22 protein-coding genes and 1 pseudogene are annotated in these 23,224 nt (G+C 73.0%); 10 read left to right on the top strand and 13 right to left on the bottom strand.

The annotated features are described in order from the left end of the window. Positions 1-199 precede the first annotated feature (199 nt). From AB0M59_RS46090 to pknB, 5 genes are all read right to left on the bottom strand, one after another. On the bottom strand, positions 200-1,510 hold the full coding sequence (locus tag AB0M59_RS46090; protein WP_364628354.1) for a wax ester/triacylglycerol synthase family O-acyltransferase: 1,311 nt from the start codon (positions 1,508-1,510) through the stop codon (positions 200-202). Between the two features lie 241 nt (positions 1,511-1,751). Continuing rightward, positions 1,752-2,453 (bottom strand): hypothetical protein, encoded by a 702-nt coding sequence (locus AB0M59_RS46085; RefSeq protein WP_364628352.1) that lies wholly within the window; start codon positions 2,451-2,453, stop codon positions 1,752-1,754. A 136-nt stretch (positions 2,454-2,589) separates the two neighbouring features. After that, positions 2,590-4,083: an SPFH domain-containing protein gene (locus AB0M59_RS46080; protein ID WP_364628350.1), complete on the bottom strand. Its 1,494-nt coding sequence runs from the start codon at positions 4,081-4,083 to the stop codon at positions 2,590-2,592. 62 nt (positions 4,084-4,145) lie between these two features. Continuing rightward, positions 4,146-4,355 (bottom strand): hypothetical protein, encoded by a 210-nt coding sequence (locus AB0M59_RS46075; protein ID WP_364628348.1) that lies wholly within the window; start codon positions 4,353-4,355, stop codon positions 4,146-4,148. Beyond that, complete coding sequence (pknB, locus tag AB0M59_RS46070; RefSeq protein WP_364628346.1) at positions 4,352-6,379, bottom strand: Stk1 family PASTA domain-containing Ser/Thr kinase; 2,028 nt, start codon at positions 6,377-6,379, stop codon at positions 4,352-4,354. Before pknB ends, AB0M59_RS46075 begins: the two co-directional genes overlap by 4 nt. Before the next feature lie 103 nt (positions 6,380-6,482). On the opposite strand from pknB, the gene AB0M59_RS46065 reads away from it, so the two are divergent. The 3 genes from AB0M59_RS46065 to AB0M59_RS46055 all read left to right on the top strand — a co-directional run bounded on the left by AB0M59_RS46065 (position 6,483) and on the right by AB0M59_RS46055 (position 8,490). Continuing rightward, positions 6,483-6,851, top strand: a complete 369-nt coding sequence (locus AB0M59_RS46065; protein WP_364628344.1) for an Rv2175c family DNA-binding protein — start codon at positions 6,483-6,485, stop codon at positions 6,849-6,851. Between the two features lie 837 nt (positions 6,852-7,688). After that, complete coding sequence (locus tag AB0M59_RS46060; protein ID WP_364628342.1) at positions 7,689-7,946, top strand: hypothetical protein; 258 nt, start codon at positions 7,689-7,691, stop codon at positions 7,944-7,946. 25 nt (positions 7,947-7,971) lie between these two features. Continuing rightward, entirely contained in the window at positions 7,972-8,490 is a 519-nt protein-coding gene (locus tag AB0M59_RS46055) for a CGNR zinc finger domain-containing protein (RefSeq protein ID WP_364628341.1), read from the top strand. Here AB0M59_RS46055 and AB0M59_RS46050 read toward each other — a convergent pair whose 3' ends face one another. From AB0M59_RS46050 to merB, 5 genes are read right to left on the bottom strand one after another with little or no spacing between them, the layout of a single operon-like run. Further along, entirely contained in the window at positions 8,491-9,270 is a 780-nt protein-coding gene (locus AB0M59_RS46050) for an LLM class F420-dependent oxidoreductase (protein ID WP_364628339.1), read from the bottom strand. Further along, positions 9,267-10,193 (bottom strand): phytoene/squalene synthase family protein, encoded by a 927-nt coding sequence (locus tag AB0M59_RS46045; RefSeq protein ID WP_364628337.1) that lies wholly within the window; start codon positions 10,191-10,193, stop codon positions 9,267-9,269. Before AB0M59_RS46045 ends, AB0M59_RS46050 begins: the two co-directional genes overlap by 4 nt. Next, the gene (gene crtI, locus AB0M59_RS46040; protein WP_364628335.1) at positions 10,190-11,662 is read right to left on the bottom strand and encodes a phytoene desaturase family protein; all 1,473 of its coding nucleotides are present in this window, start codon (positions 11,660-11,662) and stop codon (positions 10,190-10,192) included. The genes AB0M59_RS46045 and crtI overlap by 4 nt, the downstream gene beginning before the upstream one ends. 1 nt (position 11,663) lies before the next feature. Next, on the bottom strand, positions 11,664-12,755 hold the full coding sequence (locus AB0M59_RS46035; RefSeq protein WP_364628333.1) for a polyprenyl synthetase family protein: 1,092 nt from the start codon (positions 12,753-12,755) through the stop codon (positions 11,664-11,666). A 60-nt stretch (positions 12,756-12,815) separates the two neighbouring features. After that, positions 12,816-13,505 carry an organomercurial lyase gene (gene merB, locus AB0M59_RS46030; protein ID WP_364628331.1) on the bottom strand — a complete coding sequence of 230 codons (690 nt, stop codon included), beginning with the start codon at positions 13,503-13,505 and terminating at the stop codon, positions 12,816-12,818. A 49-nt stretch (positions 13,506-13,554) separates the two neighbouring features. Here merB and metF point away from each other — a divergent pair, with 49 nt between their 5' ends. The 3 genes from metF to AB0M59_RS46015 all read left to right on the top strand — a co-directional run bounded on the left by metF (position 13,555) and on the right by AB0M59_RS46015 (position 17,565). After that, the gene (gene metF / locus AB0M59_RS46025; protein ID WP_364628329.1) at positions 13,555-14,439 is read left to right on the top strand and encodes a methylenetetrahydrofolate reductase [NAD(P)H]; all 885 of its coding nucleotides are present in this window, start codon (positions 13,555-13,557) and stop codon (positions 14,437-14,439) included. Between the two features lie 42 nt (positions 14,440-14,481). Beyond that, complete coding sequence (locus tag AB0M59_RS46020; RefSeq protein WP_364628328.1) at positions 14,482-16,170, top strand: DUF885 domain-containing protein; 1,689 nt, start codon at positions 14,482-14,484, stop codon at positions 16,168-16,170. Between the two features lie 522 nt (positions 16,171-16,692). Further along, the gene (locus AB0M59_RS46015; protein WP_364628326.1) at positions 16,693-17,565 is read left to right on the top strand and encodes an EamA family transporter; all 873 of its coding nucleotides are present in this window, start codon (positions 16,693-16,695) and stop codon (positions 17,563-17,565) included. 18 nt (positions 17,566-17,583) lie between these two features. On the opposite strand, the gene AB0M59_RS46010 is transcribed toward AB0M59_RS46015, so the two are convergent. Next, a complete protein-coding gene (locus AB0M59_RS46010) occupies positions 17,584-18,156 on the bottom strand; it encodes a GNAT family N-acetyltransferase (RefSeq protein WP_364628324.1) in 573 nt (190 codons plus the stop codon). Then, a complete protein-coding gene (locus AB0M59_RS46005) occupies positions 18,153-18,665 on the bottom strand; it encodes a YbaK/EbsC family protein (RefSeq protein WP_364628322.1) in 513 nt (170 codons plus the stop codon). The genes AB0M59_RS46010 and AB0M59_RS46005 overlap by 4 nt, the downstream gene beginning before the upstream one ends. A 729-nt stretch (positions 18,666-19,394) precedes the next feature. On the opposite strand from AB0M59_RS46005, the gene AB0M59_RS46000 reads away from it, so the two are divergent. The 4 genes and pseudogenes from AB0M59_RS46000 (at position 19,395) to AB0M59_RS45985 (ending at position 22,529) form a co-directional block, all read left to right on the top strand. Beyond that, complete coding sequence (locus AB0M59_RS46000) at positions 19,395-19,808, top strand: SAV_6107 family HEPN domain-containing protein (protein ID WP_364628362.1); 414 nt, start codon at positions 19,395-19,397, stop codon at positions 19,806-19,808. Next, on the top strand, positions 19,798-20,568 hold the full coding sequence (locus tag AB0M59_RS45995) for a maleylpyruvate isomerase family mycothiol-dependent enzyme (protein WP_364628320.1): 771 nt from the start codon (positions 19,798-19,800) through the stop codon (positions 20,566-20,568). The genes AB0M59_RS46000 and AB0M59_RS45995 overlap by 11 nt, the downstream gene beginning before the upstream one ends. Positions 20,569-20,626: 58 nt before the next feature. Continuing rightward, a pseudogene (locus AB0M59_RS45990) lies at positions 20,627-21,354 on the top strand (VOC family protein). Between the two features lie 113 nt (positions 21,355-21,467). Continuing rightward, the gene (locus tag AB0M59_RS45985; RefSeq protein ID WP_364628360.1) at positions 21,468-22,529 is read left to right on the top strand and encodes a GNAT family N-acetyltransferase; all 1,062 of its coding nucleotides are present in this window, start codon (positions 21,468-21,470) and stop codon (positions 22,527-22,529) included. Positions 22,530-22,689: 160 nt separating this feature from the next. Here AB0M59_RS45985 and def read toward each other — a convergent pair whose 3' ends face one another. After that, positions 22,690-23,190 carry a peptide deformylase gene (gene def, locus AB0M59_RS45980; protein WP_364628318.1) on the bottom strand — a complete coding sequence of 167 codons (501 nt, stop codon included), beginning with the start codon at positions 23,188-23,190 and terminating at the stop codon, positions 22,690-22,692. Between the last annotated feature and the right edge of the window lie 34 nt (positions 23,191-23,224).

Raw genomic sequence — 23,224 nt, 5'->3', positions numbered from 1 at the left:
TAGCCGCCGGTCGTGAGCGCTTCCGGGTCGTCGCTCGTCGCGAGCCAGGTCTGGGGACGGCGTGCGGTGCGTGTGACGCACCGAACGCCACATTGGGTGCGTTGTGAATCAGCACTGCGGCGCGAAGCGCCTCCGTTGAGGGTGGTGGCGGGGGCATGGATGGAGCAACCAACGCCACATTGGGGCGCTCCGGACCGGGTCAGGAAGCGTCGAGCAGGCGGTCCATCGACTTCACGACCGCGTCGCGCAGGGAGCCCACGTCCGGCACCGCCGCGCCGTTGACCTGCAGTCCGATGTGGACCGAGTCGCGGTACGTCGCGACCGCGATGCCCACCGCGTGGCGCGGGGCCAGCGGGACGAACGGGTAGATCTCCGCCAGCGGCGCGCCGTCGATCGACAGCCGGGCCGGGGGGACCGGCACCGTCGTGATCACCAGGTCGAACAGCAGCGGCGCCGCCTGGCCCGCGGCGCGGGTGCCCAGCCGGTGCAGCAGCGGCGGGACGCGGTCGGCGAGCAGCGGCAGCGCGCCCGCGCCGCGACTCGGGCCGGCCGCCTTGTTGCGGGTCATCGCCCGGCGGACCACCCGGAGCCGCTCGGCCGGGTCGTCCTCGCCGATCGGCAGGTCGCACAGGTACCCGGACAGCTTGTTGCCGCCCACCTGGCCGCCCGCCCGGCCGCGGACGCTCACCGGGATCAGCGCGCGCAGCGTGCGGCCGTCGGCGCGGTGGCCGCGGTTCACCAGCCATTCGCGCAGTGCGCCGGATAGCACCGCCAGCACGACGTCGTTGGTGGTGCCGCCGTGGGCCTTGCGCACCTGGCGCAGCTCGGACAGGGGCAGCCGCACGAACCCGAGCCGTCGCTCGGCCGAGGCCGGTGCCGACACCGGTGACAGCGTCGGCCGGGTCGCCCGCACCACCGACGAGGCGATGCCGGCGGCTTCGTTCGCCTGGCCCCAGACGGTGCCGAGGGTGTCCTTCACCGTGTCCAAAGTGGACCGCGGCGCCGGGATCGGCCGTGACGGGATCCGCTCCGGCAGCTTGACGCCGTCGAGCAGGCCGGCCGCGACCGCGTACGCGCCGGCGCCGTCGGTGAGCGCGTGGTGCAGCTTCAGCAGCAGCGCGAACTTCCCGTCCGGCAGTCCGGTGACCAGGGTGAGGTGCCACAGCGGCCGGGACGTGTCGAGCGGCTCGGCGATCCACCGCGACGCGTACGCGGAAAGGGGGTCCGGCTCGTACAGCGAGCTCAGCGTCTCGTGGTGGATGTGGTCCGCCGCAACGAACTCCGGGTCTTCGGCCCAGCTGGCCGACCCCGGCGGGAACAGCTCGGCGCGGGCCCGCTGGCGCAGCTTCGGCAGCCGGGCGGCACGCTCGGCCAGCAGCGCGGTCACCGCGGCGGGGTCCACCGGGCCACGGGCGGTGAAGGTGACCACCGCCCCCATGTGCATCGGGGAGGTTTCGCTTTCCAGGCAAAGGAAAGCGACGTCGAGGGCGCTGAGCGGAGAGCCTGCCATGGGCGACCTTTCCGGGTTCGCGGGTGTGCACGGCCACGTGCGTCGGAAGGGGAGGAGCCAGCGTCTTTCGGGGTCCGGTGGCGGAGCCCCGGCCCGGGGCGGCGCCCCGGTGAAAGCACTGCACCAGCCCGACGTGACGGGCGGGTGGTCGAAGTGTTTCCACGACGCTAACTGCCCACCCCGTTCATCCATTCGAGATACCCCGGCCGCCGGTGCCCGGGGTCACAGATCGGGAAACGCGCTACTCCGCGGGGGTGGACCCGGGCTCTTCCGCCCGCGCCACCGGGGTCCCCCATTCGGGGGTGAGCGCCACCTGCTTGCCGACGCGGCGCACCGGCAGGCCGTTCACCTGCCGCTTGCCCAGCCCCGGCCAGATTTCCGCGGCGTCCTTCGCCGCGGCCCGGATCGCGCCGCCGTCGAGCGTCGTGCGCGTCTCGGGGATCTCGCGGTCCGTCCACTGCACGACCAGCTTCAGCGGGCCGGCCGTTGGGAGCGGCCACAGGAACACTTCGTGCTCGACGGCGAAGCGCGTGCCGCCGACGGGCTGCGCCCGCAGCACCGGGTCCTCCGGCTCGGACGCGGACGGCACCGAGATCGTCTCGGAGCTCGCCCGGCTGCCGTCGGCGTAGAGCACGCCGATGAGCAGCCCGTTGTAGTCGGGCTTGCGCCGGTGGTCGATCAGCCCCTCGCCGGGGTCGTCGACCAGGCTGTCCCGGGAGAACACCGTGATGCGCAGTGTCAGCGACTGCGGCCACACCTCGACGGACCGCAGCGCCACGATCGTGCGCTCGGACCGGCCCAGCGGCTGCGCCCACGGCAGCACCGCCGGGACGATGTGCTCGCGCGGGGGATCGGTCCAGTGCCGTCCGTTGAACGCGTAGAGCTCCTGCTCCGGAACGGGGAACAGGGGACGCTCGCGGGGGCCGCCGGTGAAGAAGCTCATCGGACGGCCCGCGACCCGCTGTCCGGCACCATGCGCCCACGGTAGGACAACCGCCCGGGAATTTCCGCCCCCGAACGGGCGTACGGCCCTTGCCTCCCGTGATCCGGGACACAAGGGCCGTACGCAGCGTGAACTGTCAGTCGCTCAACTTGAGTTCGCCGTTGCGCCGGGCGGGCTCGTCGAGCTCCTTCTCGACCGGCTTGCCCATGGCGTCCATCAGCTGCCGGGCCAGGCCGAGACCGGTCCCGCCGAGCGACAGCGCCTTGGCGAACATGTCGGACATGCCGTCGGCGCCGTTGAGCACGACCATGTGGTCGATGTTGCCGAACGCGCTCGCGCCCGCCTCGACGATCTCCGGCCAGCGCTCGGCCAGCTGCTGCGCGACGACCGCTTCCTGGTTCTCGGCCAGCGCCGCGGCGCGCGCCTTGATGGCGTCCGCCTCGGCCAGGCCCTTTGCCCGGGCCGACTCCGCTTCGGCGAGACCCTTCGCCTTGGCGGCCTCCGCCTCGGCGATACCGCGGGCCTTGGCCGCGGCGGCCTCGGCCTCACCGGTCGCCCGGGTCGCGCCCGCCATCGCCTCGGCACGCGCCTTCGTGGCCTGGGCCTCGGCCTCGGCGGCCGTCTTCACCCGGGTCGCGTCCGCCGCGGCCCGCAGCTCGGTCTCCTTCGCCTCGGCCTGGGCCTTCGCGATCGAAGCGTCACGAGCGGCATCGGCCGACGTCCGCGTGTCGTAGGCCTTCGCGTCCGCGGGCTTGCGGACCTGCGACTGCAGCCGCTGCTCGGCCAGCGCCGCTTCGAGCTCGGCCGCCCGCGTCTCCTGGACGACGACCTCCTGCCGCGCCGTCGCCTCGGCCAGCGGGCCGGACTGGCTCGCCTTCGCCTTGGCCTGGTCGACCTCGGCCTGGTAGCCGGCCTGCTTGATCTGGCTCTCGCGCATGGCGGCGGCGCGCTTCGCCGCCGCGACCTGCTCGGCCTCGGTGGCCTCCTGGTCGCGTTCCGCTTCGGCGATGCGGGCCGACGCGGCGATCGCGGCCGCGTGCGGCTTCCCCAGGTTCAGGATGTAGCCGGACTCGTCGTCGATCTCCTGGATCTGCAGGGAGTCCACGATCAGCCCGAGCTTGATCATCTCCGTGGCCGAGGACTGGCGCACCTCGCCGGTGAGCGCGTCCCGGTTGTGGATCATCTCCTCGATGGTCAGCCCGCCCACGATCGAGCGCAGGTGCCCGGAGAAGAGCTCGTGGATCGTGTCGTTCATGCCCTTCTGCTGGTCCAGGAACCGGCGGGCGGCGTTGGCGATCGACGAGAAGTCGTCGCCGACCTTGTAGATCACGACGGCGCGCACGGTGACCGGCAGCCCCTGCCGGGTCACGCAGGAGACCTGCAGGTTGACGCCCCGGGTGTCCAGGGACAGCCGCCGGGCGGTCTGGAAGCCCGGGATGACGTTCACGCCGCGGCCGGTGATGATCTTGAAGCCCAGGCTGTCCGCGGTCTCGCTGCGTTCCACCCGGATCCCCCAGCCGGACACGATCAGCGCCTCGTTCGGCTCCGCGACCCGGTACAGGATCCGGAGCAGTCCGAAGATGACGATCACGGCCACGACGGCGATGCCGACGATCAGCAGGATGTTCATTGGCCTCCCACACCCCTCGGTTTTCAGTTGTTGCGTCTGTCGTTGGTAGCCCTTCGACGCCGTCAACGGGCCAGCGGTTGCCACCGTTCGACATAAACCGTGCGGGGAGGTTCGAAGTCGACCACGAGCACCTGGGTGCCGGAGGCGAAGGTCGCGTCCGGGTCGGCCGGGTAGGCGTAGAACGCCTCCGTGCCGCCCCGGACGTTCAGGAGCACCTCGCCGATGAGACCGGGACCGATCGTGCCGGTCACCCGGCCTCGGTTGCCGATCATCCCCCGAAGCCCTTCAGCTTGACCTTGCTGCCCTTCTGCACGAACGTGCCCGGCTGCGGGTCCTGCTGGAAGACGAAGTCGAAGCCGCCGCCACCGTTGCCGCGGCCCCGGCCGCCGTCGCGGTCGGCCTGCAGCCCGGCCTGCTCGAGGATCTTCTGGGCGTCGTCGAACGAGCGGAACCGCACGTCCGGCACCTGGACGGCGTTGTTGACGAAAACGCCGATCCGCTTCGCCTTCGCTTGCGCGTTGGCCGGCGGGTCGGTCCGGGTGACAGCGCCGCCCGGGACGTCCTGCTTGAACTCCTCGCCTGCCTGGAACGGCTCGAAGCCGGCCTGCTGCAGCAGCTGGAACGCCTCGTCCTTGCTCCGCCCGGCGACGTCCGGGACCGGCGGCAGCGGGATCGGGCCCTTCGACACGATGATCGTGACCTGGCCGCCGATGTTCAGCTGGCTGCCCGCGGCCGGCTCGGTGCGGATCACCGCGCCCTGCGGGACGTCGGCGTCGAAGTCGTCCGTCCCGCGGACCGGGGTCAGCTGGGCGGTCTTGATCGCCTGCTCGGCGTCGGGCAGCGCGGTGCCCGGCCGGATGTCCGGCACCGCCGGGCGGCCCTTCGACAGCACGACCGACACCGTCGAGTTCGGCTGCAGCGGCGTGCCCGCCGCGGGCTCGGCGCGCAGCACGGTGTTCGACGGCACGGTGTTGTCGTACTCCTGGCTGAACTGCGGGTTCAGCTTCACCGACCGCAGCGCGTCGCCCGCCGCGGCCTGGTTCAGCCCGACGAGCTTCGGCACGGTCGCGGTCTTGTCCCCGCCGGTGTCGGTGAGGATGAACGCGAACGCCACGATCAGCCCGCCGAAGAGCAGTACCGCCGCGGCGATCAGGGCGATCCGCTTCCGGTTGTCCTTCGGCTTGTCCGGCTCCGGGTCGCTGCGGCGCCGCGCCACCGGCGGCCGCACGGGCGGGATCTGCTGGGTGATGCCCGGGGGCGGGGTGCCCGGGTGGCTCAGCGCCCGCGTCGCGTTCGGGCGGTGCACCGGCATCGTCTTCTCGGTGTCCGGCACCTGCGGGATGCGCGGCAGCGTGCGCTCGGTGTCGGCGAGGTCGCCCTGGCCGTGGGAGACCGGGACCGGCACGGTCACCGGCAGCAGGCCCAGCTGCGCGCGCACCGCCGTCAGCTCGGTCAGGAACTCCCCGGCGTCGGCGGGGCGCAGCGCCGGGTCCCGCCGGGTCGCGCGGGTGATCAGCTCGTCCAGCGCCGGCGGCAGGTCCGGGCGCAGCGCGCTCGGCCGCGGGACGTCGTCGTTCACGTGCCGGTACGCCACCGAGATCGCGGTGTCGCCGGTGTAGGGCACCTGCCCGGTGAGCATTTCGTAGAGGAGGATTCCGGCCGAGTAGACGTCGCCCTGCGAGGACGCCGCGCCCGTCTCGACCTGCTCCGGCGACAGGTAGGCGACCGTGCCCAGGATGACGCTCGAGCTCGTCGTGCCCGCGCTGGCCACGGCCCGCACCAGGCCGAAGTCGGCGACCTTCACGACGCCGCCGGTGTGCGGCCCGGACCGGCCGATCAGCACGTTCTCCGGCTTGACGTCCCGGTGCACCAGCCCGGCCCGGTGCGCGGAAGCCAGCGCCGAGAGCACCGGCTCGGCCACGCTCAGCGCCAGCGCGATGTCCAAGGGGCCCTGGTCCTCCAGCAGGTCGCGCAGCGTCCCGCCGTCGACCAGTTCCATCACCAGGAACGCGAGCCCGGACTCGGCGCCCTGGGGCAGGTCGAAGCCCTGGTCGTGCACCGCCACCACGTGCGGGTGGTGCAGCTGCGCCGCCGACTGCGCCTCCCGCACGAACCGGTCCACGAACGACCGGTCGTCGGCGAACCGCGGATCCATGATCTTGATCGCGACCGGACGGTCCAGCCGGGTGTCCGTTCCCCGGTAGACGGAGGACATCCCCCCGTGCGCGAGCAGCCGGTCCACCCGGTAGCGCCGCTCGAGGAGCGTGCCGACCAGGCTGGGTTGGGTGCGAGTCACGAGTATGGATCGTACGGAACCGCACACGGTTGGTGCAGGAGACCTCGCGGGTCACCCGTGCGCACTAACGGGCGTGCGTGCGGAATGTGGCAGAGTGTCACCTGTGAGTGGGATTCCTGTCGCCGACGACGTGCTCGACACCGCCATCGCGGTCCTCCCCGTGGGAGAGGTCGCGAAAGCCCTCGGGACGTCGGCCAACAAGGTTCGCCAGATGCTGCGCGACGGGCAGCTGATCGCCCTCAAGCGCGACGGCGACCTGTGCGTTCCCGGTGCCTTCCTGGTCAAGGACGGGGTCGTCAAGGGCCTCGCCGGGACGATCACCGTGCTCGCCGACGCCGGGTTCTCCCGGACCGAGATGCTGCGGTGGCTCTTCGAGACCGACGAGAGCCTGCCGGGCAACACCCCGGTCAACGCCCTGCGCACCAGCCACGGCACGGAGGTGAAGCGCCGCGCGCAAGCGATGGCGTTCTGACCTGCGAAGATAGGTCGCCGCGGCGGCCAGTTGGACTGCCGCGGCCGTGACCAGGCACGCCGGAAGCGACCACGCGGCCAGCGGGCCGGCGAGGGCCGCTCCCGCCGCCAGCCCGGTGATCTTCACGCTTGCCGCCGTCGTGAACACCTGCGCCCGGATGTGCTCCGGCGCTTCGCGGTGGCGGATCGCGAACAACGCCGTGAGCTGCGGTCCTTCGCCGAACCCGGCTGTCGCCGCGGCCAGGACCAGTCCCGCGAGGGTGGGGGCGAGCGCGGCCAGGGTCGCGCTCACGGCCAGGACCAGCGTGCTCAGCCAGACCGTCCGGTCCGGGGACCACGGCAGCGGGCGTCGCGTGAAAACCACGTTGGCCAGCAGGGACGCGGTCGCCAGCACCGTCATCAGCAGGGCGCCGTCGGCGGGGCCGCGGAGGTGAGCCGCGCCGAGCAGCGGATAACAGACGGTGACCATCCCGATGCCGGCGCAGGAGATCGCCGACGCCAGCGTCGCCCGCCTCAGCGGGGCGTTGCGCACGAGGACCGTGAAGCCGTCCTTGAGGCGGGTCGTGGTCGTGGGACGTTTTCTAGGGAGGGTCCACGCCACCGGGACGGCGGCAGCGACCAGGGCGACGGCCACGCCCAGCCCGAGCGGGCCGCCGAGTAGCCCCGCGAGTCCGGGACCCGCGAGAGCGGCGGCGGTGAACGTCAGCGCGTCGAGGCGGCTGGCTTTCTGGAGCTTCGGCCCGGCGACGGCGGGCAGCTGAGCGGTCCAGCCGCCGGCGATGGCCGGGTTGAGCAGGCCGATCACGACGCTGATGGCGATGGTGGCTCCGAGCGGCAGGTGCCCGAAGACGGCGGTGATGAGGGCGATCCCGCCGGCGTACCCGGCGAGGGCGGCCGCCAGCAGCCGTCCCGGCGCCGGGCTGCGGTCGAGGAACGCCCCGAAGACCGGCCCGCCCACCGCGGCGGCCGCGGTCAGGCCGGCGAGCAGCGCGGCACCGGCGTACGGGCCTTCTTGAAGGCCGAGCAGGAGGAGAGCGGGGCCGGACAGCTCGTCACCGGTCCGCGCCAGCGTTGCTCCGACCAGGTAACGCCTTAGCATCAGCAAGACGTTACAGTGAGATATGGCCTTTCCGCACCGGGATTCCGTGCAGCGCGCGGTCGACCTGCTGGGTGTGTTGCTTTTCGACGCCGATCCGGACGCGGTCGCCGGTGTCTTGCGTGCGCACGGTGAACCGGACGTCCGGCTGTCGGCTGCGGACGTGGCCGAACTGAAGGCGGCGGCGGTGGAGCTGCGCGCGGTTTTCGCGGCGCCTGACGTGGCTACGGCGGCTTCGGTGCTCAACGCGTTGTTCGCCGCGTACGCGGGCCCTCCGCGCCTGACGGACCACGAAGAGGGCTACGGCTGGCACCTGCACGCCGACGCGGCGGACGACGGCCCCTGGGGCGCCTGGCTGGTGACGTCGTCGGCGCTGGGGCTGGCTTCGCTGCTGGCCGAGCGCCAGGACGTGCCCGGAGGGTTGTGCGCGTCGCCGTCGTGCGGGAAGCCGTTCGCCCACACGGGAGGGGGAAGTCCCCGGAAGTTCTGCTCGCCCCGGTGCGCGACCCGCGAACGCGTCGCCGCACACCGGGCGCGAGGGTGATCAGCCGGTGGTCTTGTCGCGCCAGGCGATCCACGACTTGAGGGCGCCCAGGTCGTAGTCCGGGCCGCCCACGCCGACCGTGAACGTCGTGACGCCCAGGCTCAGCAGCTTCGGGCCCAGCTCGTCCGGCTCGCCCTGGACACCGCACGACCGCTCGATCTCGGCCGGGTCGCGGCCGACGTCCGCGCAGTGCTGGTCGAGGATCTTCACCTTGCGCTCGACGACCTCCGGGTCGCCGAAGCCGTGCCAGATGTCGCCGTGCTTCGCGACCAGCTTGAGGGTCTTCTTCTCGCCGCCGCCGCCGATGAGCACCGGGATCTTGCGGGTGGGCGCCGGGTTCAGCTTGCCCAGGCGCGACTCGATGCGCGGCAGCGACTCGGCCAGGTCGTCGAGCCGGCCGCCGGCGGTGCCGAACTCGTAGCCGTACTCGTCGTAGTCCTTCTCGAACCAGCCCGAGCCGATGCCGAGGATGAGCCGGCCGCCGGAGATGTGGTCGACCGTGCGGGCCATGTCGGCCAGCAGCTCGGGGTTGCGGTAGCTGTTGCAGGTCACCAGCGCGCCGATCTCCACGCGCGACGTCGACTCCGCCCACGCGCCGAGCATGGTCCAGCACTCGAAGTGCGCGCCCTCGGGATCGCCGTACAGCGGGTAGAAGTGGTCCCAGTTGAAGACGATGTCGGCGCCGAGGTCCTCGGCGGCCGAGGCGGTGCGCCGGATGGTGTCGTAGTCGGCGTGCTGCGGCTGGAGCTGCAGCCCGATCCGGATCGGTCGATTGGTCATGACCGCAGCCTACGACCGCTCCGGAGCGTCTCGCGCGCCCAGACCGTGGCCAAGGGTGGTAGCGCGACTACCAGCCTGCGGGACTTCGGCACCACCGCGCGGCGCGTGAGGATGTCGTAGTCCAGCGCGACGATCTCGTCCAGGATCCCTTCGTACAGCGTCAACGCCGTCCGCACGCACGGCCGCGATTCGGGGCGCAGCAACGCGACCCCGGCGCCGGCCCGCCGGTACACCGCCCGCGTCCGCGCGACGAAGTACGCCAGCGCCGCCCGGATCCGCGGGTCGGGCCGCCTCGCCTCGAGCAGCTCACGCGAGACGCCGAAAGCGGCCAGCTCCGAAGTCGGCAGGTAGAGGCGGCCGCGGTCGAGGTCCTCGCCGACGTCGCGCAGGAAGTTCGTCAGCTGGAACGCCTCGCCCAACGCGATGGCGCCGGGCGCGGCGTCCGCGAGCGGGCCGACTGTGCCGAACACCGGCAGCATCTGCAGCCCGATCACCGCGGCCGAGCCGTACATGTACTCACCCAGTTCGGCGAACGTCCGGTACTCGATCGGGTGGAGATCCATCCGCATCGACTTCAGGAACGCATCGAACAGGTCGCGTTCGAGGCCGTACCGGCGCACCGTGTCGGCCAGCGCCGCGAGCACCGGGTCGTCCGGGGTGCCGCCGTCGAAGACGACGTCGACGAGCGAAGCCACCCGGTCCAGGGCCACCGCCGGATCGCTGCCCGGCTCGGGGTTGTCGACCAGCTCGTCGGCCATCCGCGCGAACCCGTAGAGCGTGTGCGCGGCCGGCCGGGCCCGCGCCGGCAGCAGCCGGGTGGCGAGGAAGAACGTGCGCCCGTGGTGGGCGTTGATGCGGCGGCACTCGGTGTAGGCGGCGCGCAGGGCGGGCTCGGTGATGCCCGCCGCGTCGAGTTCGTTCACCGGCCGGTGATCCTTTCCGCTGCCAGTCGTCCGGAGATGAGCACCGGCGGGATGCCGACGCCGGGGGTGGTGCCGCAGCCGGCGAGCACCACGTTGCCCGCCGCGCGCACCAGGTTGGCCGGCCGGAAGGGGCCGGTCTGCGCGAACGTGTGCGCCAGGGAGAACGGCGTCCCGGCGGCGAGCCCGCGGGCCGCCCAGTCCGCCGGGGTGATCGTCTCGTCGACGGTGAACTCGTCGCCGAAGCCGGTCAGCCCGCGCGCTTCGAGCGTGCGAAGGAGCTCTTCGCGGTATGGCTCGCGGACGCGTTCCCAGTCGATCGGCCCGCGCCGCAGGTTCGGCGCCGGCGCGAGCACCGAGACGATCTCGCCGCCGCGCCCGGCCAGCCCCGGGTCGGTCGCCGTTGGCCGCGTGACCAGCAGCGACGGGTCGCTCATGAGCTTCCCTTCGCGGATGATCTCCGCGAACGTCCGCTCCCAGGCGTCGCCGAAGTAGATCGTGTGGTGCCCGAGGTCCCACGCCCGCGTCGTCCGGCCGTGCAGGACGACGGCCGAGGGCGAGTACCGCAGCGGCACCGGTCGCCGGGGCCGCGCGCCGATCAGCCGGTAGGCCGCGCTCAGCTCGGTGGCGAGGACGACGGCGTCGCAGGCGATCCGCTCGCCCGAGCGCGTCCGGACCGCGCGCACCCGCGACGAGACCCGCTCGAGCCACGCGGCTTCGGTGCCGAACCGCACGTCCGCGCCCGCCCGGGCCGCCGCACCGGTCATCGCGCGGCCGATCTCGCCCATCCCGCCTTCGGGGTAGTAGACGCCGCCGACGGTGTCCATGTAGGCGATGACGCCGTACGCGCCGATCGCCGTCGCCGGGTCGAGGCCCGCGTAGAGCGCCTGGAAGGTGAACAGCCGCCGGACCCGCTCGTCGAGCAGGTAGCGGCCGACGCGCGGGCCGAGCCGGCCGAACCCGCCCAGCGCGGCGAGCTTCGCCAGCTCGGGACGGGCCAGGTCGAGCGGCGAGTCGAAGTTCGTCGCGAGGAACCGGTCCTTCTGCACGGCGTACAGCTCGGTCAGCCAGCGCCGCAGCGCCCGGTAGCCCGCCGCCTCGCGAGCGCCGGCGAAGGCGCGGATCTCGGCCTCCATCGCGTCGCCGTCGGTGTGCAGCGCCAGCTCGCGGCCGTCGGCGAACCGGGCCCGGTACGCCGGGTCCAGCCTGGTCAGCCGCAGGTTCTTGGCCAGCGGTTCGCCGACCGCGGCGAACGCCTCTTCGAGGAGTTCCGGCATGGTCAGGACGCTCGCGCCGGTGTCCACGGCGTTGCCGTCGAAGTTCTCCTGCCCGGCGCGCCCGCCCGGGACGCCGGCCTGTTCCAGCAGCGTGACGCGTCGTCCCGCGCCGAGCAGGTGCAGGGTCGCCGAAAGCCCCGCCAGCCCGACGCCGATCACGACGACGTGGTCGGCCGGCCCGTCTACGTGCCGCACGTCAGTACGTCCGCTGGGTGGCCTTGACGACCAGCCCGGTCAGCGCGGCGGGCGCCGGCTCGGCCAGGTGCGCGCGCTCGAGGGCGGCCATCGCCGCGGTGGTCAGCTCGTCGATCCGCCGCTCGACCGCGTCGACCGCGCCGACCTGCTGCAACGCCATCCGGACGGTCTCGACGCCCTCGTCGGACAGGTCCGCGTCGCCGATCGCGTCCGCGATGACGGTGGCCGCGGCCGTCTCGCCCTTCTCGGCGGCGAGCTGCAGGCCGAGCGCCACGAGCAGCGTGCGCTTGCCCTCGCGCAGGTCGTCGCCGGCGGGCTTGCCGGTGACCGACGGGTCGCCGAACACGCCCAGCAGGTCGTCGCGCAGCTGGAACGCGACGCCGACCTCGCCGCCGAACTCCAGCAGCGTGTCGATCAGTTCAGGAGATGCCCCGCCGAGCGCGGCGCCCAGGTGCAACGGCCGCTGCACGGTGTAGGCGGCGGTCTTGAGCCGGTCGATCTTCAGCGCGGCCTCGACGGAGGCGTCACCGGTGGCCTGCGTGCGGACGTCGAGGTACTGCCCGGCGAGCACCTCGGTGCGCATCGCGCGCCACGCGGGGCGGGCCGCGGCCAGGGTCTCCGCGGGCAGCGGCGCGTCGGCGAACATGTCATCCGCCCAGGCCAGGGCCAGGTCGCCGACGAGCACCGCGGTGGCCAGGCCGAACGTCGCGGGGGAGCCGAGCCAGCCCTGGTCGGCGTGCAGCTTCGCGCCCGCGATGTGCACCGTCGGGAAGCCGCGGCGGGAGTCGGAGGAGTCGATCAGGTCATCGTGGATCAGCGCGCACGCCTGGATCAGCTCGAGGCTGGACACCGCCTGCAGCACGCCCTCGGCGTCCGGGCCCGCCGGATCGCCGCCCGCGCCGCGCCAGCCCCACCAGGCGAACGTCGGGCGCAAACGCTTGCCGCCGGTCAGCACGAACCCGCTGAGCGCGTCGATCCCGGCCTTCACCGTCGGCTCGGTCGCCACGATTCCGGCGCTCGCCCGGCCGAGGAACCCGGCCAGCGCCCGCTCGACGTCGGCGGGCAGATCGGCGTCGGAACCGGGCGCGTTCATGCCGCCATCCTCGCGGAACCGGCGGGGCCGCGGGCTGCCGGGGCACCCGGATGTGGTGAATCAGACTCCGGCCGTGGCCGCCCAGAACGGCCCGGTCAGGCCCGCTTCGGCGAAGTACGCGACGGCGCTGTCCGGTTCGCGCCGCCGGTAGCCGCGCTCGAGCCGGCCTTCGTACCAGCCGCGGGCGAGCCGCCAGAGCGTGACGAGGTCCATGACGTACCCCTTCTCCTGCCCGGTCGCCGTCAGCCAGGCGTCCACACAGGACTCGCAGCAGAACAGCCGCTGGTGCCCGCAGGTGCGCAGCACGTCGTCCCACATCCGCGCGGCGGGCACGAGGAAGTGCGCCACCTGCGCGCCCTCCGGCGGGCCGGCGCGGTCGACGGCCAGTGCGTGCGGCTGGCCGCAGCCGGGGCAGCGGGTCGCGATGAGCACCTCCGGCTCGTCGGCCACCAGGTGGGGGATGGCGAACGAGTCCCACGCGCAGCCGCCCCACCACAGGGTGTGCGAGCCCATCACCGAGAACCCGAGCGACTTCGCCGCGAACGGGTGGGCCAGCACGACGTGCTCGCACTCGTCGAGCACCAGGTGGTGGGCTGCGGCGAGACGGTGCAGGGCCTGCTTGGCGACGGCCAGCGACCCACCCGCCGCGTCGGCCAGCTCCGGCGCGGACGGCGCGCGGCCGCGGTCGGCGAAGGCGTGGTAGACGGCGAGGCGCACGTCCTCGTCCCAGCTCGCGTCGTCATCCCTCATCGTTCACTCCTGTATCGAGTCTAGAGCCGGGACCTTTAACATTCGAGGTATGACGTCGGTGATCGAGCGGTTGCGCGGAGACGGGCCGAAGTTCTCCATCGAGTTCTTCCCGCCCCGGGACGCGGCGGACGAGGCCGTCCTCTGGAAGGCGATCCGGGAACTCGAGCCGTACGACCCGGCCTACATGTCGATCACCTACGGCGCCGGCGGCTCCAACCGCGACGGCACGATCCGCAGCATCGCGCGCGTCGCCACCGAGACGACGCTGGTGCCGATGGCGCACCTGACCGCCGTCAACCACACCGTCGCCGAGCTGCGGAACGTCATCGGCTGGTACGCCTCGGTCGGCGTCCGCAACATCCTCGCGCTGCGTGGCGACCCGCCGGGCGACGTCTACGGCGACTGGGTCCCGCACCCGGAGGGCCTGAGCTACGCCGAAGAGCTGGTGCAGCTGGTGCGCTCGCTCGGTGACTTCTGCATCGGTGTGTCGGCGTACACCTACGGCCACCCGCGCTCGGCCGACCTCGAGACCGATACGAAGTACCTGGTCCGCAAGCTACGGGCGGGCGCGGACTTCGCGATCGCGCAGCTGTTCCACGACGCCGAGGACTTCCTGCGGCTGCGCGACCGGGTCGCCGCGACCGGCTGTGACGTGCCGGTGCTGCCCGGTGTGATGCCGCTGACGACCATGCGGACGCTCCAGACGACCATCAAGCTGTCCGGCGCGCCGGCGCCCCGCAAGCTCCTGGACCGGCTCGAACCGTTGGCCGACGACCCCAAGGCGTTCCGCGCGGCGGGCATCGACGTGACCACCGAACTGTGCGAGAAGCTGATCGCCGAGGGCGTGCCGAACCTGCACTTCTACACGTTCAACCGGTCGAAGGCGACGCGCGAGGTCATCGCTCGTCTCGGCCTGGTCCCGGCCCGCACTTAAGTCCGTACCGCCGGCCCGTGGTGGCCCGGTAGCGTGCGGCGCATGGCTTCTACTGCTTCCGAAGGCGTGCACGCGATCTGTGACCGCTTCGTCGACGACTACGCGGCCGCCGACCCGGTCACCGCGACGGTCGTCGGCATCAAGGGTCACGACCACCGGCTGACCGACTACTCGGCGAACGGGTTCGCCGAACGCGCCGGGCTCGCCTCACGGGCGCACGCCGCCGTCACCGCCACCGAGCCGCGGGACGCCGCGGAGCGCGCTGCCAAGGCAGTGTTCACCGAGCGGGTCGGCCTGGAGCTGGAGATCCACGAAGCCGGTCTCGACGTGGCGAGCCTCAACGTCATCTCCAGCCCGGTGCAGGAGCTGCGGATGGCGTTCGACCTGATGCCCCTGGACACCGAGCAGGACTGGTCGGTCGTCTCGGCCCGGATCGGCGAGGTCCCGCAGGCGCTCGCGAACGTCCGCAACGGCCTGCTCACGGCGGCCGACGCGGGGCGTGTCGCGGCGCTGCGGCAGGTCGCGAAGGTGGCGGAGCAGTGCGAGACGTGGGCCGGGCTGAAGGAGGAGAAGGGGTTCTTCACCCAGCTCGTCGGCGGCGCGTCTTCGCAGGGTGATGCGCTGAAGGGCGACCTCGCGCACGGGGCGCGGGCCGCCGATGAGGCGTTCGCGGAGTTCGCCGGGTTCCTGCGGGCCGAGCTGGCGCCGAAGGCCCCGGTCAAGGACGCCGTCGGCGAGGACGTCTACCGCCTGTGGTCGCGGTACTTCGTCGGCGCGGCGCTGGACCTGCGCGAAGCCTACGAGTGGGGCTGGGCGGAGTTCGCCCGGATCGAGTCCGAGATGCGCGCCGTCGCCAACCGCGTCAAGGCGGGCGCTTCACTGGCGGAGGCCGCCGCGATCCTGGACGCCGACCCGCGCTACCGCGTCCGCGGCCGCGCCGAGTTCGAGGCGTGGATGCAGCAGCTCTCCGACGAAGCGCTGAAGTCGTTGCGCGGCAAGCACTTCGACATCTCCGACCGCGTGATGGCGCTCGAGTGCAAGATCGCCCCGCCGGGCGGCGGCGTCGGCGCGTACTACACGGGCCCGAGCGAGGACTTCACCCGTCCGGGCCGGATGTGGTGGTCCCTGCCGGCCGGCCGCGACGAGTTCGTCACGTGGCGCGAGACGAGCACGGTGTACCACGAGGGCGCGCCGGGTCACCACCTCCAGATCGCGACGGCGGTGGACCAGTCCGAGGGGCTGAACAAGTACCAGCGCCTGATGGCGTTCACGTCGGGCCACGCGGAGGGCTGGGCGCTGTACTCGGAGCGCCTGATGGAGGAGCTGGGCTACCTGTCCGACGACGGCGACCTGCTGGGGATGCTGTCGGAGCAGCTCTTCCGCGCGGCTCGCGTGGTGGTCGACCTGGGCATGCACCTGGAGCTTCCGATCCCCGCCGGAACGGGCTTCCACGAGGGGGCGAAGTGGACGCCGGAGCTGGGCCTGGAGTTCATGCTGACCCGCACGATCACCGACGAAGCCCACGTCCGCGACGAGATCGACCGATACCTGGGCTGGCCCGGCCAGGCACCGGCGTACAAGATCGGCGAGCGCCTTTGGCTGGCGGCGCGATCCGAGGCGCAGTCGCGGGCCGGTTCCGGGTTCGACATCAGGCGGTTCCACACGGAGGCGCTGAGGATGGGCGGGATGGGGCTGGACACGCTGCGGGAGCAGCTGGCCCAGCTGGACTGAGGTCTGCGCGGCCCCGCCCGATCGCGGCGGGGCCTCCGCCCTCCCTGGGCAGGGCTCCGGCAAAGTCGCGGTCGCACGCTTGCCGCCGGCCCACCCGACGTCTTGAATGACTCATTCAGGTCTTCGGAGGTCCTGAATGACTCATTCAAGACACGCCGACGCCCGCGCAACCCCCACTCCGGCCTGGCCACCCGACTTTGCCAGGCCCCCGCCCTTCCCTGGGGGGCGTCCCACGTCCAGTTTATCGGCGGACGGCGACAAAACCCGCTGAGAAGCCGTTTCGCGGCCCGACTGTCCACAATGCCGCCTGCCTGTGGACAACCGTCGAAAACCGTTGGTTCCGGCCGATCTCGCTCGACTAGGTTCGCCCTCGTGCGCCGAATTCTCTTCGTCACCCCGCCGCCCCGCGCCTGAGCGGGGTGGTCCCTCGCCGCGTGGCCTTCCAAGGCCCGCGGCTGATTCTTGATGCGCACCGCCCCGCGTCGTCGAACTCCCGATTCCTTCGACGCAGGAGCGTTCCCTTTGCTATCCCTACCCACGCGCGCCCGTTCGTCGGCCGCGCTCGTCCTCGCCGGTGTGCTCTGGGGCACCGGTGGTCTCGCCGGCTCATTTCTCGGCCAGCGAGCCGGCCTTCACCCGCTGGCCGTCGCCGCGTACCGGCTGCTCGTCGGCGGCGGTGTCGCGACCCTCTTCGTCCTGCTGAAGGGCGGCGCCCTCCCGCGCACGGCCGAAGCGGCGAAGCGGCTCCTCGCCGTCGGCGCGCTGTTCGCCCTCTTCCAGGCGAGCTACTTCGCCGCCGTCGCGCTCAGCTCGGTCAGCATCGCCACGATGACCACCATCGGCGCGGCACCCGTCGTCGTCACGCTCGCGGTGGTGCGCAAGCCCCACCGCTGGACGGTGCTCTCCCTCGCCGGCACCCTCGCCGGCCTGGTGTTGCTCCGCTGGGCACCGGAAGAACCCGCGCACCTGTTCGGCGGGCTCGGCTTCGCGCTCTTCGCCGCGGCGGGCTTCGCGACCCTGACGCTGCTCACCGCGAAGCCGGTCGACGGCCTGGAACCGCTGTCCACGACGGCGTTCGGCTGCCTGACCGGCGGCCTCCTGCTCACCCCCGTGGCGAGCTGGACGGGCATGGCGCTGCCGCTGCACGCGGACGTCCTCGCGGCGGCCTGCTACCTCGGCGCGGTGCCCACCGCGCTCGCCTACGCCGCCTACCTGCGCGGCCTGGCGACGGCGCACCCCGTCCTGGGTGCGCTGTCGGCGGTGCTCGAGCCGCTGACGGCCGCGGTCCTGTCCGCCGCGTTCCTCGGCGAACGGCTCGGCGTCACGGCCTGGTGCGGCGCCGCCGTCCTGGTCGCGGCGCTGGCGATCGGGTACTGGCGTCCCGAACCGCGCTGACCGGAGCTGCCCCTCGGCTCAGCGCGGGTCGAGGGGCAGCGTCCGCCCGAGGATCGCGAACGGCCGGGGATCGCCGGCGAAGTGATAGTCGCGCAGGACGTCGACGAACCCGGTGCGCCGGTAGAGCTTCCACGCCCGGCTGGTGCCCTCGGGCGTTGACAGCAGGACGTTCGCGCTCGGCACACTCTCCAGCAGGCTCCGCAGCAGGTCCTCGCCGATCTGGTGGCCCTGGTTCTCCGGCTTGACGTGGATCTCGGTCAGCTCGAAGTAGTCCGACAGCCAGCGCTCCGCCGCTTCGGGCCCGAAGCGGCGGCTCAGGCCGTGGCGCACCTGCTCGTGCCACCACTGCCCGGCCCGGCCGCGGTAGCCGTAGGCGAGCCCGAGCAGGACGTCGTCGGCGTCGAGCGCGGCCATGCAGCGCCAGCCCTCACGCAGCGCGTGGGTGAGCCACATCGGCGCACGCTGCTCGGCGGTGCCGGCCGGGTACCGCATCGCCCGGACGTAGATGTCCAGCGCCTCGGGCAGGCGCGCGCGGAACTCGTCCGAGGAGAGCTGGACGTAGCGGGAGCAGCCGGCGGGCATCGCGGTCACGGCTGCTCATCTTCCTCCGCGCCGCCGAGCGCACCCGGAGTGCCCCCGGTCAACGCGACCAGTCCGGCGAAGGTGGTGGGGAACACGGTCTTGGGGTGCCCGGCCGCGGCCCAGACGACGTCGTGGGCGCGCAGCGCGGTGTCGACGAGCGTCGGCAGTGGCTCGGGGTGCCCGACCGGGGCGACGCCGCCGATCGGCTGTCCGGTGAGCGCTCGCACGAAATCGGCGTCGGCCTTGCCGATTTCGCCGCCGGCCAGGCGCTCGAGGGTGGCCGGATCCGCCCGGTGGGCGCCCGAGGTCAGCGCGAGGAGCGCTTTTTTGTCGGACCCCAGGCGGAAGATGAGGCTGTTGGCGATGGCCCCCACGGGCACGCCGAGCGCTTCGGCCGCCTGCGCTGCGGTCCGGACCTCGGCGGGCAGCACGCGGATGCCCTCGGCGGCGGCGTGCTGCCCGGCTTCGGCCAGCGCGGCCGCCACCTTGGCGACGGCGGGGTGGTCCAGCGAACTCATGAACCTATGAGATCACGCCACCGACCTGGTGTCCCGCACCACGTCCGGGGATTCCACCCGTGGGGTTGAGCGGACACCGGGTCGGGGTTACTCTGGAAATTGTTCGAACAGACGTTCGACATCGGTGAGCGCGCACCGGTCAGGTGCCCGGCGGCGGGGCGGGGGAAGCGTCCGGCCGCCGGGTGCTCGATCGGGCTCACCCAGCGCAGGAGGAGGGTCGTCATGTCCGTCAAGGTCGTGTCCCCCACGGATCCCGGGCAGCCGCAGCTGCCCATGCCGCTGCGCCCGCCGGTCACCCCGGCAGCGGCCGGCACGCACCACGTGCGACCCCGACGGCACCCGTCGACCCGCTCGTCGGCGGACGGGGCTCGGCTGCGCCCGTCGGTCCCGGCGGACTCGGGGCAGCCCGAGTTGCCGATGCCGGTGCGCCCGCGGGTCGCGGACGGTGCGGAGCTTGAGCAGCCCCAGCTCCCCGAACCCCTGCGCCCGCCGACGGCGAACGGTGTGGACTCCGAGCCCTTGCGCGCGCCGGTCGCCGACGCGGATGGCGTTCAGTCCGAGTTGCCCACGGCTCTGCGTCCGCCTGCAGCCGGCGCGGATGGCGTTCAGTCCGAGCTGCCAGCCTCGCTGCGCCCGCCCACGGCTGGCGCGGAGGGCGATCAGCCCGAGCTGCCCACCCCCTTGCAGCCGCCCGCCGACGATGCCGAGCGCAGTCAGTCGCAGCTGCCCATGTCCCTGCGCCCGCCCGCGCCGCCCGTTGCGGCCGGTCTGCTCGCCCAAGCCCGGCGCGGGCTTGCCGAGGCCGAGCGCGAGACCGCTCCCGCCGAGCGGTTCATCGGCGCCTACCTCGCCGCCCTGCGCGGGGCCGCCGCCGTGCTCGCCGCGCGGGGCCGGCCGCACCGGGGTCGCGCGCGGCCGGCCAGTACCTGGGTGCTGCTCGACTCCGTCGCGCCCGAGCTGCGGGAATGGTCGGCCTTCTTCGCGAGCAACTCGGCCGCGCGCGCCGCCGCGCAGGCCGGGATCACCGGCAAGGTCACCGCCGAGTCGGCCGCCGCGCTGGTGCGCGCCGCCACGCCTTTCCTCGAACTGGTCCGCCGCTTGGTGCACGGCCTCCCGATCACCGGGGAAGCCCATGTCGCGTGAGCACGGCCCGGTCGACCAAGGGCGGCTGCTCACGGCGCTGGGGATCGAAGGCCGGGTGCTGGCCGAAGCCGTCCACGCGGCGCCCGTCGAAGCGCCGGTGCCCGCCTGCCCGGGCTGGTCGCTCGGTGAGGTGGCCCGGCACGTCGGCAGCCTCTACCGGATGGTCCGGCGCCGGCTCGCCGACGGCCGCAACCCCGAAGACTGGCAGCGCGACCCCGAGCCGGGCCAGAGCCTGGCGGCTTACCTGGAAACCGGCCTGACCGAGCTGCTCGACGAGCTGGCCGCGCACGACCCGGAGGAGCGCGCCGACACGTGGTGGCCGGCGGATCCGACGTACGGGTTCTGGCGGCGGCGGATGCTGCACGAGACGCTGGTCCACCGCGTCGACGTCGAGCAGGCGGCGGGCGCGGAGCAGCGCGGCGTCGCCGAGGACCTCGCGGTCGACGGCATCGACGAGGCACTGACCCTCTGGTTCGGGCAGAAGCTGCCGATGCTGGGGCTGACCGGCACGAAGGCGGGCTCGGTCGGGGTGCGTGCCGGCGCGCACAGCTGGATCGCGCGGGCCGGGCCCGAGGTGACGGATGCCTGGCGCTGTTCGGCCGAGGAGGCCGAGGCCGCGGACGACGTCGTCACGGCCGTCGAACCCGGGCGGATCTACCTGTGGTTGTGGGGCCGCTCGTCCCTGACCTCGGTGACCGTGCGGGGCGTGCACGACCAGGCCGCCCAGCTCTGGGCGCTGCTGCGGCTCGCGACCCGATGATCCGGCCGGTGGGGAAGCCGAACCGGAACTGTCGGGGGTGGCGGTTAGCCTGCGGCGCATGAACACGCGCCTGGTGAACGTGGTGATCGACGCGGCGCGGCCGAGGGTCCTGGCGGACTTCTGGGCCGCGCTGCTCGGCTGGCGCGTCGCCGTCGAGGAGCCGGACGAGGTCGACGTGCGCGCCCCGGAGACCGACGGCTGGGACCTGGACCTCGTTTTCGTCCCGTGCCCGAGGCCAAGGAGGTGAAGAACCGGATCCACCTGGACCTGGCGAGCAAGACGCTCGCGCACCAGGCGGAGCTGGTGTCGCGCGCCTTGGAACTGGGCGGCAGCCGGGTCGACCTCGGGCAGGGTGCGGTGCCGTGGGTCGTCCTGGCGGATCCGGAGGGCAACGAGTTCTGCGTCCTCGAGCCTCGCGACCGGTACGCGGCGGGCGCGGTGGCCTCGGTCGTGGTCGACGCCCACGACCCGGAGCGCCTGGCGGACTTCTGGGCGCGGCTCACAGGCTGGCCGATCGGCGCCCGCGAGGACGACGTCCTGGTGGGGCTGCGCACGCCCTCGGGCCGCGGGCCGTGGCTGGAGTTCCTCCGCAACGACGACGTGAAGCGGGTCAAGAACCGGGTGCACCTCGATGTCGCGCCGCCGTCGGGTGCCGATTACGCGGCGGCGGTATCGGAGGTCGTGGCAGCGGGTGCGGCGCCCGCGGACCTCGGCGGGCCGGACCTGCCGTGGCGCGTCCTGATGGATCCGGAGGGCAACGAGTTCTGCGTGCTGACCCCGCGCTGACCGTTTCGTTCGCGTTGCCGAGCCCCGGCGAACGCTGATCTGCGCGAAACACCCACGTCCCGGCGCGGCAACAACCGCGCGGGACCGTGGGGGACATGGAGACCTCGAGAGTGTTGCCCCAGCCCGGCCCGGCGGCCGCCGTCGACGTGCCGGGCGCGCCGCCGGTGTGGCGGGTGCGGATCCGGATGCACGACCACCCCGGCACGCTGGCCCGCATCGCGATCCGGCTCGCCGACCTCGAGTGCAACATCCTCGGGCTGACCGTGCTGCCGGTGCCCGGCGGCGTGCTCGACGAGATCGTCGTGCGCCCGGCGGCCGGCCTGCCCCGGCGGCACCTGGCCGACGCCATCCGCGCCGAAGGCTGCGAGTGCACGGCGATCATCGACGCCGACGTCCACGAGCTGGTCGACCCGGCGTCGTCGACGTTGCTCGCGGCCCGCCGGGCGGTCGACGACCCGGAGCGGCTCGCCGAGGTGCTGAAGGACGTGCTGGCCGCGGACGTGGTCACGCGCGTTCCGGCGGCCGAGGCCAACCCGGCGCGCACCGAGAGCGGGCACCGGGCGGTGTTCGAGCTGATCGGCGGGGACGCGCTGGTGGCGCGGCGCCGGTGGGCGCCGTTCGTGCAGCTGGAGCTGACCCGCGCCGAAGCGCTGGTGACGCTGCTGACCGCGGCGGTGCGGAACGTCGCGGGCCCGGTGGTGCTGAACCGCCCGGACGGCGCGGCGATCGTCCTGCGCAAGGGCCTCCCCACCGACGCCGACGCGGTGTCCGAGCTGCACCGCCGCTGCTCGACGGCGACGCTCTTCCGGCGCTACCACACGGGAGTCCGGACGGTCCCGCGCCGCTGGCTGCACCGGCTGCTGGTGCCGCCGCGCGGCACGAGTGTGCTCGCGGTCTTCGGCCGTGAGGTGATCGGCCTGGCCCAGCTGATCCCGTCCGCGACGGGCGGTGCCGAGATCTCCCTGCTGGTGGAGGACGACTGGCAGAGCCAGGGCATCGGCACGGCCCTGCTGGCCAGGGTGGCGGTGCTCGCGGAAGCCGAGGGCATCACGGAGCTGCGGGCGGACTGCCTTCCCGGCGACGAGGTACTGGCTCGCACGGCGGCCCGAGCGGGCTTGCGCACGGAGCACCTCACCGAGGACGGCACCCAGCTGCGGATGATCTTGCCCGCCTGAGCGACGACCCGAGCCGCTCGGTTGCGGGATGGACCAGGCGCGGGCACCCGCTGGGTTCTGACGCTGGCGGGTCGGAGGCGGTCGTCGTGGCCGAGGGTGCTGCCTGTGTACGGGCGTGGTGGCGGCTTGCGGCCGCCCCTCACCGTTTGGGCTCAGCTGGTCAGCGCTTCCAGAACCAGTCCTTGTCACGAGCTTCGCGCATGGCTGTCTTCTTGCGCTCGGCCGTGAGGCGGTCCAGGTAGAGCACGCCGTCGAGGTGGTCGGTTTCGTGCTGGAGGCACTGGGCCAGCACGTCCTCGCCCTCGACCTCGATCGGCTCGTTGTGGATGTCGACGCCTCGGACCTTCGCGTGCTTCGCCCGCTTCGTCGGGAACCACAGCTCCGGCACCGACAGGCAGCCCTCGTCGATCTCGTGCGTCTCCTCGGACAGCTCGACGATCTCCGGGTTGACGACGTACCCCGCGAGCCCGGCGACGTCGTAGCTGAAGATGCGCAGCCCGACCCCGATCTGCGGTGCGGCCAGCCCGGCGCGCCCGGCCGGCTTCACCGAGTCGACCAGGTCCCGCACGATCGCTTCGAGCTTCTTGTCGAACACCTTGACCGGGTCGCAGACGGACTTGAGGATCGGGTCCCCGAAATAGCGCAGCTCGCGCATGGCCATGAGCAGAACATCCTTCGTGCGTGTCGGACTGGCA

Source organism: Amycolatopsis sp. NPDC051371, from assembly GCF_040682155.1.
In the GTDB taxonomy this organism is placed as follows: domain Bacteria; phylum Actinomycetota; class Actinomycetes; order Mycobacteriales; family Pseudonocardiaceae; genus Amycolatopsis.
This window is presented reverse-complemented; position numbering and strand designations above follow the sequence as displayed.